The sequence below is a fragment of the Streptomyces sp. 4F14 genome, assembly GCF_048159485.1.
Lineage (GTDB): Bacteria > Actinomycetota > Actinomycetes > Streptomycetales > Streptomycetaceae > Streptomyces.
This window is the reverse complement of sequence record NZ_JBLRVY010000304.1, coordinates 1-341: the sequence shown is the minus strand read 5'-3', so window position 1 is coordinate 341 and position 341 is coordinate 1. Positions and strand designations below refer to the sequence as shown.

1 pseudogene is annotated in these 341 nt (G+C 75.7%); it reads left to right on the top strand.

From position 1 onward, the window contains the following. A pseudogene (locus ACLZOT_RS50840) lies at nucleotides 1-341 on the top strand (monooxygenase); the annotation flags it as partial.

Genomic DNA, 341 nt, shown 5'->3' with positions numbered 1-341 from the left:
GCCGAACAGGCCGCCGGGATCGTGAGCGGTCTGGGCGTCGGCTACGACCTGGCCAAGGGCGACCACCCGCTGCTGGGCCGGCGCATGCCGCCCGACCGCACCCTCACCCTGCCCGACGGCACCCGCACCCGCGTCGCCGAACTCCTGCGCACCGGACGCGGCCTGCTCCTGACCACCGACCGCACCACCGCCGGCACGGCACGCGAGCACACCGGCCACCTCGACGTCGTCACCGCCACCTGGACCGCACCGCCCGACCCCGCCCTCGACACCGTCCTGATCCGCCCCGACGGCTACGTCGCCTGGACCTCACCCGGCACCACCGACGACCTCACCGACGC